Annotated in this window: 12 protein-coding genes; all 12 read left to right on the forward strand. The window is 31.1% G+C overall.

The features are described from left to right. Window positions 1-211: 211 nt before the first annotated feature. Entirely contained in the window at window positions 212-754 is a 543-nt protein-coding gene (locus tag ZA06_RS16355; RefSeq protein ID WP_053978574.1) for a hypothetical protein, read from the forward strand. Between the two features lie 304 nt (window positions 755-1,058). Next, a complete protein-coding gene (locus tag ZA06_RS16360) occupies window positions 1,059-1,439 on the forward strand; it encodes a hypothetical protein (RefSeq protein WP_168155242.1) in 381 nt (126 codons plus the stop codon). A gap of 135 nt (window positions 1,440-1,574) precedes the next feature. Next, a complete protein-coding gene (locus ZA06_RS16365) occupies window positions 1,575-2,132 on the forward strand; it encodes a hypothetical protein (RefSeq protein ID WP_053978576.1) in 558 nt (185 codons plus the stop codon). Window positions 2,133-2,285: 153 nt separating this feature from the next. Continuing rightward, entirely contained in the window at window positions 2,286-2,780 is a 495-nt protein-coding gene (locus ZA06_RS16370; protein ID WP_053978577.1) for a hypothetical protein, read from the forward strand. Window positions 2,781-2,950: 170 nt separating this feature from the next. Further along, entirely contained in the window at window positions 2,951-3,547 is a 597-nt protein-coding gene (locus tag ZA06_RS16375) for a GrpB family protein (RefSeq protein WP_168155243.1), read from the forward strand. A 121-nt stretch (window positions 3,548-3,668) separates the two neighbouring features. Next, window positions 3,669-4,253, forward strand: a complete 585-nt coding sequence (locus ZA06_RS16380) for a toxin-antitoxin system YwqK family antitoxin (RefSeq protein ID WP_053978579.1) — start codon at window positions 3,669-3,671, stop codon at window positions 4,251-4,253. 150 nt (window positions 4,254-4,403) lie between these two features. Continuing rightward, entirely contained in the window at window positions 4,404-5,141 is a 738-nt protein-coding gene (locus ZA06_RS16385; RefSeq protein WP_053978580.1) for a leucine-rich repeat domain-containing protein, read from the forward strand. Between the two features lie 158 nt (window positions 5,142-5,299). Then, window positions 5,300-5,809 carry a DUF695 domain-containing protein gene (locus ZA06_RS16390; protein ID WP_053978581.1) on the forward strand — a complete coding sequence of 170 codons (510 nt, stop codon included), beginning with the start codon at window positions 5,300-5,302 and terminating at the stop codon, window positions 5,807-5,809. 15 nt (window positions 5,810-5,824) lie between these two features. Beyond that, window positions 5,825-6,082: a hypothetical protein gene (locus ZA06_RS16395; protein WP_053978582.1), complete on the forward strand. Its 258-nt coding sequence runs from the start codon at window positions 5,825-5,827 to the stop codon at window positions 6,080-6,082. A 133-nt stretch (window positions 6,083-6,215) separates the two neighbouring features. Beyond that, window positions 6,216-6,842 (forward strand): hypothetical protein, encoded by a 627-nt coding sequence (locus ZA06_RS16400; RefSeq protein WP_053978583.1) that lies wholly within the window; start codon window positions 6,216-6,218, stop codon window positions 6,840-6,842. A gap of 164 nt (window positions 6,843-7,006) precedes the next feature. Beyond that, window positions 7,007-7,687 (forward strand): CPBP family intramembrane glutamic endopeptidase, encoded by a 681-nt coding sequence (locus ZA06_RS16405; protein ID WP_157503313.1) that lies wholly within the window; start codon window positions 7,007-7,009, stop codon window positions 7,685-7,687. A gap of 167 nt (window positions 7,688-7,854) precedes the next feature. Next, window positions 7,855-8,040 (forward strand): hypothetical protein, encoded by a 186-nt coding sequence (locus ZA06_RS16410; protein ID WP_053978585.1) that lies wholly within the window; start codon window positions 7,855-7,857, stop codon window positions 8,038-8,040. The last annotated feature ends 484 nt before the right edge of the window (window positions 8,041-8,524 follow it).

The raw sequence follows: 8,524 nt of genomic DNA on the forward strand, positions 1-8,524 counted from the left end.
CTCTGACTTTAGAAAAATTCTGAATCCATTAAAAACAAAAATTATTAACTGATTAAAATATAAAAACTATTGCCAACAACGTGTATAATTCATTGCTTCTGATTTTCCTCACGGAAAATCCTCGCAACTTTACTATCTTAGTTTCTTAACACGAGAATCCTGCGGATTTTCACGCGACGAAACTATACACAAACCGTTGTACACCATTAGAATGAAACTACAAACGATAATAAATATTCTAGTTTTAGTTCCGCTTTTCTCTTTTGCACAACAAAGTGAAGCCTACTTGGAACTTATGGATAATCTAGTACCAATTGATTCTATTAAAATAGAAACTAGTTTTAATAATGGAAAATCTAAGTACATTGGAACTACAACATACTATGAATACATGGATAAGGAATATGCATTTCTGACAGGCAAGCATATTAGGTATTATAAAGACGGTTCAAGGACAGAAGGAGTTTACAATTCGTGGGGAACAGTTTTGACAAATAAATACTTTGACAAAAACGGAAATCTGATTTCCGACTCTAGAACAATAACATTGGACACGAGCGCAAAGAGTATACAAGAATTTGAAAATTCTAACAAACATATAACCTTTGTAATTAAAACAGATGATTATAAATATTCTTCAGAGTCAAATAAGTATTATTTATACTTGGAAAGTGAACATACCAACGGAAAGAAAAGTGGGACCTGGAAATATTATTTTCCAAACGGAGAATTAAAAAAAGAGAAAAAACAATAAAAAACGGTGTACAACACAGTGTATAATTCATTGCTTCTGATTTTCCTCACGGAAAATCCTCGCAACTTTACTATCTTAGTTTCTTAACTCGAAAATCCTAGCGGATTTTCACGCAACGAAACTATACACAAACCGTTGTGCAACATTCCCAATATCACGAAAACGAGATTAATTTCGTTGGCTAACGTGCAAATTTTGTGGAATTTTATAAACTAAAAATTTGACGTTAGTCAGGATTTCAAAAATGAACAATCTGAATAAATATGAAATGATAATTTATTGTCTGATTTATCCAATCTTGACAATGACATTTTTTATGATTTGGATTTATCAATCGACATTACCAGGTGGAGACATCGGAATGACACCTTTTCTTGTCGGAATAGTTTTGCTAATAGTATTCGGAATTGAAATCACTCTCGTTTTGCTCTTTAGAAGAAGGATAATCAGTTTGCGGAATAAATTGACCTCATTAATTGTTGCATTTCTTATTTACGAACTGACAATGTGGATTATGGGAGGATTTGGAGAAATTGTACTTTTCGAATCTTTTAAAAAACCATTTGAGGAAAATATAAAAGGTGCATTTTCATTTTCATCAATTTTCGCTCTGACAGTAATACTTGGACTGATAATATTAAATGATAAACTGAATAAAAAAAACGTTACACAACACCGTGTATAATTCATTGCTTCCGATTTTCCTCGCGGAAAATCCTCGCAACTTTGCTATCTTAGTTTCTTAACACGAAAATCCTGCGGATTTTCACGCAACGAAACTATACACAAACCGTTGTAAAACATATTCAAAACCTTAATAATGCAGGTTGAAATAAAACAAAGCAAGCTCAATTTCATAATTGACAAATATGACATCCACATTAATGGTAAATTGGAATATGTAGCAAAATCTAAATTACTAGCATTTTATCCAAAAATTGGTATTTATGATCTAAAAGGAAAACAAATACTGAGTGTGGAGAAAATGTATCACGACATCAATAAACTAAATTATGTCTTAAAGAGAAATGAAAACTCAGTTATAGAAATACATACAAATTCTTTAATTGACTTTTCAATCAGAAACCATTTAGGTGTTCTTCATTTTTGTGAACAACGAGATAATCTAGTAGGCATTTTTCAAAATGACACCCAGGTTGGTTTAATTGATAAAAATAAAAAGATTCTATTTGGAGGGGATGAATATCAAATTAAGCTTAATGAAAACCATGTAGACCCCATTATTGTAATTGGTTTTATAATTGCCTATGACTGCCAATTCAAAAACAATAAGGACTCTATGATTAGTTCAGATTTAGGAAACTTAATCATTGAACCGACAAAAGCAATTGACCCAAACTGGAAATCTGATAAATAAAAAACGTTTTACAACACAGTGTATAATTCATTGCTTCCGATTTTCCTCGCGGAAAATCCTCGCAACTTTACTATCTTAGTTTCTTAACACGAAAATCCTAGCGGATTTTCACGCAACGAAACTATACACAAACCGTTGGCAACCATTTGAAAAATGAATAAAAAACATCTAAATTATTTACTGTTATTAGTATTTATTATAGTTTCTTCTTGTTCTTCAAATCGTTTTATTCCTGGAAAATATAAAAATAATATTTCTCCTTTTGGCTTGTCATCGTATCAAGTGGACTTTCATCTGAATGACTCTTGCACCTTCAAAGTAACAAGACATATGTCGGGCGCTGTAGAATTAAATGGAACTTATCAAATTAGAAGGGATAATTTATACATTAGATTTCTTAAACCAGAAAGCACAAAAATGAATGATTCGATATTAGATGCATTAACTTGGACAGAAAAGGACGAATTCGAATCGTATGAATTAAAAAATGAAAACGGAGTTTCTTATCATTATAAATATCTAATTAAGGAAGATAAATTATTTGTCTATCGAATTGATAATGGAGATTTAGTTAAAAAAGTAGACCATTATGATGATAAAAATGGAAGGCATAAAACAAAATATTACTTAAAAAAGATAACAGAATAATAATTAAAAAACGGTTGCCAACACCATGTATAATCCATTGCTTCCGATTTTCCTAACGGAAAATCCTTGCAATTTTGCTAACTTAGTTTCTTAACTCTGAAAATCCTGCGGATTTTCACGCAACGAAACTATACACAAACCGTTGTGTGCAAGCTGAAAACAAAATGTTAATGGCAATCAATATTCAAAAATATAACCCTGAATGGAAAGCAAAATTTGAAAAATTGAGAGAATATTTATTATCTCATTTTGCAAATAACGATTTAACAATTGAACACGTTGGAAGTACATCGGTTCCAGGAATGAGTGCTAAACCAATTATTGACATAGATTTAATCATTGAAAACAATAACGAGATTTTGAAAAAAGTCATAAATAAACTTGAAAATCTTGGATATACGCATTTAGGAGAAATGGGGATTTCTGGCAGAGAAGCTTTTAAAAGGAATTCCTTAAAAACACCTACAACGGAAAATGGAAAAGAATGGTTTGAACACAATCTCTATGTCTGTAAAAAAGGAAGTATAGGCTTAAATAATCACCTAACTCTTAAAAAACACCTTTTAAACAACCCTGAAAAAGTAATTGAATACAGTGAATTAAAACAAAAACTTGTTGAAAAATTTCCTAATGACATTGACTCATATGTTGATGGAAAGACTGATTTTATAATCGATATTCTGAAAAAAGAAGGAATTAATAGTTCTGAAACCGAATTAATTGAAAATGAAAATAAAAAGCCAACACACAACAATGGCTATAAATAATTGCTTGTTCTCGCCTACTTTTGAAAATCCTATCGGATTTTCAGTTTGGTGTGTACTTGCAAAGTTAATCGCTAACCCACGCAACTACTCATAGCCGAGCCGTTGTAACCAATTTCAGAAAATGAGAAACATAATTTTATATATCTTACCTTTAGCTATTTTTATTTCCTGTTCTTCTTCAAAAAAAATAACTGACCAAACTGCTTCTCAAGGTCAACTTAATGGTATAACAAAAGAATTTTATGAAGATGGTGGATTAAAAGTAGAATGGAAATATAAAAACAACCAACTAAACGGAATTTCTAAAGAATACCATAAAGACGGAACTTACTCTGAATGGAATTACCAAAACGATCAACTCATTGAGGGGAAATCTTATTTTAAAAGTGGAAAACTTCTTCAGGAATATACTTTCATAGAAGGGAAAAGAAATGGTCCTGCAATTAGATATTATGAAACTGGAGAAAAAGAAACAATATGGGAATTTAAAAATGACATTCTTATTAGTGGAATAGCATATTACGCAACTGGAGAAAAGAAAGCCGATTTTAAGTATGATAAAAATGGAATTCCAGAAGGAATTTCAACAGAATATTATAAAAACGGAAAAAAGAAAATTGAATGGAATTATAAAAATGGGGAATTAAATGGGGAATCAATTGAGTATTTCGAAAATGGAAATATAAAACGAATTTTAAATTATTAAAAACTGGTTACAACACTGTGTAAAAATAATTGCTTAGTTCTCGCCTACTTGGAAAATCCTGCGGATTTTCCTCTGGGTCGTTAATTTTTGCTATATTTCGTACAAAATTACGCAACTATTCTTACACAGACCGTTGGCAGTAATTTTGACATGACAAACAAAGATATTGAAATTGGATTCTGGAGATTTAATGATGGCTTTTGGCCATCTCAAATGTCAATTGAGGATATTGATATTTATAAAACAGAAAGATTGGTCGTTGAACTATCTACCTTAAACAAGGAAATTGTCGCTTTATCAGCGACAAAGAAAAGAGAGTTAAGAAGAGTTTGGTCAGAAACACTTCCAAAATTAGATAACGTAAAATACTTAATGACAACCCATCAAATTGACCAATCATTTTTTGATTCAATTTGTCAAATGCAAAACCTAGAAGGATTGTACATTAAATGGGGGAAAGTGGAATCTTTAGATTCTATTTCAAATTTAACTAAACTCAAGCACTTACATTTTGGTAGTAATCCTAGATTAAAATCTATTGAAGGAATATCTAAACTGAGTCAATTAGAAACTTTGGAATTAGAGAACTTTCAAAAAGTAGAAGATTTCAACAAATTATCCAGCCTAATTAAACTTCAATGTCTAGATATTTCCACCTCAATGGACGGCCCAAGAATAAAAATTAATGATTTGGAGTTCTTAAAAAATTTAACTGACCTTAAAGTTTTAATTCTTGATATTAGTTTAAAGAGTAAAGACTTTAATCCTATACTAAACTTGGAAAAACTAGTAAAGCTTTGGGTACCTGACAATTTAATAAAGCCCTATAATAAAAAAGACTTGAGGACAGTTTTCAAAAACATAAAATACGGTAACCTAATTGAATAAAAAACTACTGCCAACACCGTGTATAATTCATTGCTTCCGATTTTCCTCACGGAAAATCCTCGCAACTTTGCTATCTTAGTTTCTTAACACGAAAATCCTGCGGATTTTCACGCAACGAAACTATACACAAACCGTTGTACGTAATTTTGACCAAATCGATGAAAAACATTTTACCATTAATATTAATATTGAATTTTGGTTCTTTATTTTCTCAATCAAAAGAGAATAAATTGGAACTTAATGACACTTGGTTTGGAGGTGAAACCGAAAACAATGGAAAGCCAGTAATTATTCGTGGAAGACAGCATTTAAAGAATTTTATTGACTCAAAACAATACACGGAACACGTAGAATTCGTTTGGACATTTGAGACGGAAACTGAAAACGGAATCCCAACACCTGAAGAGAATATCTTTATGCAGAAAGTGGAAGATGCGCTGATTGAAAATTTGGAATCTGACTTACAATCTGTATTAACTATTGTTTATACTCACGATGGAATTCGCTCATCGATTTTCTACACTAAATCCGTTCCTGAATTTCTAAAACGGATTAATAAAGCTTTATCGGAATTTAAAAAACTGCCGATTGAAATTTCAAATGGAAAGGATATTGAGTGGGAATTATATACTGGAATTTTAAAGAGTTACGAACTCGAGCCTAAATAAATTACAGCTGACTGAATGAACCTCGAACAAAAGAATACAGAAAAACGCAAAAATGAACCTTTGAGTAATTCAGAAGCTTTAAGTTTCTTTTTCATTCCTGTTGGCTTTGCTAAACTCAACAGATGGAAAAACACCGACTTTAATGAATCTGAAATAGAACGATTTATAAAATTCGGATTTGAACGTAAAATTAAGCAAGCATCTGAAATGAGGGTATTTGGAATGATATTTTATATTTCAATTGCAATAATATTAGCGTATTTAATAAAATAAAAAACTACGTACAACAACGGCTATAATTCATTGCGGCTGATTTTCCTACGGAAAATCCTCGCAAATTTACTATCTTCGATTCTCGGCGGAATAATCCTGCGGATTTTTCCGCAACGAAATCTTAGCCAAACCGTTGGCAACCATTAAGAAAAATATGTTCAATTTTAAATCTCTATATTTCATCATACTGATTTCAAATTTGATTTTGAGCTGTTCCTCATTTAGGAATAATCTGATTGCAAGTGGAAATGAAAACCAAGCAATAAAAAATGCAATAATTGATTTCAGTCATACCAGCAAATTGTATAAAAAACATAAAGTATTTGAGGTTGAATATATTGATACTCTTTACAGGAAAGTATTGAAAAAAATTGATGAGCGGAATTCTCGTTGGGTCAATGGTGAACCTAACCAAGGAATCATCGCCATTAATATTTCTGCTATGACTAATGAATTCACCTATTTGCTCTCTGATAGTTTAGGATTTAAGAAAGATAGCCTTCCATCAAGATACATTGAGCAAGATGGAAAACTTTTCTTTTGGAAAGACAATCAATTTAAGGTGAATGAAAAAACTGTAGAAGTGTTGAAAAAATATAACGTTGTAAGGGAAAACTATCTCAATCCTATCTTTGTCGTTCATGAGTCTCAAAAAGCTGTGGATTATTATATATGTCGTTCTGATTTTACAAAATATGAAAAGGTTACGACAAGTAAGGCCATTGGATATTATGATGCGCCTGAAATTGATTGTGAATAAAAAACGGTTGCCAACACTGGCTATAATCCATTGCTAACATCCTACTCTACAAAAAAAATATTAATTTTAACTAGCTACAATTCCTACTCGGAAAATCCTACGGATTTTACTCGCAACGGAATTATAGCCCAACCGTTAGGCACAAGCCAAAAAAACAAACGATATTGAATAACGAATTAATAAGCATTCCAAATGCCATTTTGGCTACCCTACTCTATCTCATTGGAATTGAACTTATCGGTTCTTGGTTTCTAATAGCTGAAACTATTGGATTTGAAAGCTATTACGAATATTACCTCTTGATTCAAGGAACTTTACAATTAGTCGGAGTTTTAATTTTCATTTATTTCACAAGAAAACGGACTTTCGAAAATCTGATTAAAAAAACTAATCGAAAATGGTATTTATTCGCTCTAGTGTTGGGAATTTCGTTTGTATTTATGCAAACACCTCTAAAATGGATTTACAACTTATTATTCGGAACCGAATACAATATTGCTTACAGATTTGATGGCTTACCAAAATTCAAGAATATAAATATGGTTTCTGCTATCCTATTTATACCTATGGGAGAAGAATTGTTTTTTAGAGAATATATCCAGAATAATTTACAGAAAAAAATGACTAATGCGGTAGTTTCGATTTTATTAACCTCTCTATTGTTTGCTTCAATTCATTCGCCTTATATGAATTTGATATTGGAATCATCAAAACAAGATTGGCATTTGTTTTATTTGACAATATTTGGCGGAATAATATCTGGAATTCTATATTTAAAATCTAAATCAATTGGACCGTCAATTGTATTTCATATGTTTTGGAATATAATGGTTTTCATTGTCTAAACTGAATAAAAGCCAGTGCCTAACACCGTGTATAATTCATTGCTTCCGATTTTCCTCACGGAAAATCCTCGCAACTTTACTATCTTAGTTTCTTAACACGAAAATCCTAGCGGATTTTCACGCAACGAAACTATACACAAACCGTTACCCAACATTTCATCAAAAATATGGACAAAAAAATATTAGGAAATTTTATAATCTATTTTCCGATTGTAGCCTATGTTGCTTTCACAATTGTCATGAAAAAAGAAAATTCTGGAATTGATTGGACAGCAGTCGTAATAGGTGGGCTAATCGGAATGATAAGCCATTCTATTGGAACAAGAATAAAAAACAAAGGAGAAGTTGAATAAAGAACATCTAGAATAGGAATTAAAAGAAGCCACTCCATCCTCTTGGACATGGCGAGAAATTCTTGTTGGAATAAAATTTCAGATAATACGAGTTACATAATTTCAGAATTACCAAATAACGAAAAAGAGAAATATGGCGTGAATTGGGAATTAGGTGGAATCAGATACGAATGGAATTTGTTTTAGAATCGATTGAAATTCAAATAAAAATATAGAAACCAAATAAAAAACGTTGGGTAACACCGTGTATAATTCATTGCTTCCGATTTTCCTCACGGAAAATCCTCGCAACTTTATTATCTTAGTTTCTTAACACGAAAATCCTACGGATTTTCACGCAACGAAACTATACACAAACCGTTGGCAATAATTTATGAAAATCATAATGGAAGAAGAACCTTTGATATTTGAAGAAAAAGGATTTCCTTCAATCCGAGTATTTAATAATCATTTTGAAATAAAAGCAATTGATTATTGGGAATAT

The organism is Mangrovimonas xylaniphaga (genome assembly GCF_001280435.1).
In the GTDB taxonomy this organism is placed as follows: domain Bacteria; phylum Bacteroidota; class Bacteroidia; order Flavobacteriales; family Flavobacteriaceae; genus Mangrovimonas_A; species Mangrovimonas_A xylaniphaga.

Bases quoted from the DNA above. Each gene is read 5' to 3' on its own strand.
- ZA06_RS16355 (WP_053978574.1), top strand. From the start codon at position 212: ATGAAACTACAAACGATAATAAATATTCTAGTTTTAGTTCCGCTTTTC.
- ZA06_RS16360 (WP_168155242.1), top strand. From the start codon at position 1,059: ATGACATTTTTTATGATTTGGATTTATCAATCGACATTACCAGGTGGA.
- ZA06_RS16365 (WP_053978576.1), top strand. From the start codon at position 1,575: ATGCAGGTTGAAATAAAACAAAGCAAGCTCAATTTCATAATTGACAAA.
- ZA06_RS16370 (WP_053978577.1), top strand. From the start codon at position 2,286: ATGAATAAAAAACATCTAAATTATTTACTGTTATTAGTATTTATTATA.
- ZA06_RS16375 (WP_168155243.1), top strand. From the start codon at position 2,951: ATGGCAATCAATATTCAAAAATATAACCCTGAATGGAAAGCAAAATTT.
- ZA06_RS16380 (WP_053978579.1), top strand. From the start codon at position 3,669: ATGAGAAACATAATTTTATATATCTTACCTTTAGCTATTTTTATTTCC.
- ZA06_RS16385 (WP_053978580.1), top strand. From the start codon at position 4,404: ATGACAAACAAAGATATTGAAATTGGATTCTGGAGATTTAATGATGGC.
- ZA06_RS16390 (WP_053978581.1), top strand. From the start codon at position 5,300: ATGAAAAACATTTTACCATTAATATTAATATTGAATTTTGGTTCTTTA.
- ZA06_RS16395 (WP_053978582.1), top strand. From the start codon at position 5,825: ATGAACCTCGAACAAAAGAATACAGAAAAACGCAAAAATGAACCTTTG.
- ZA06_RS16410 (WP_053978585.1), top strand. From the start codon at position 7,855: ATGGACAAAAAAATATTAGGAAATTTTATAATCTATTTTCCGATTGTA.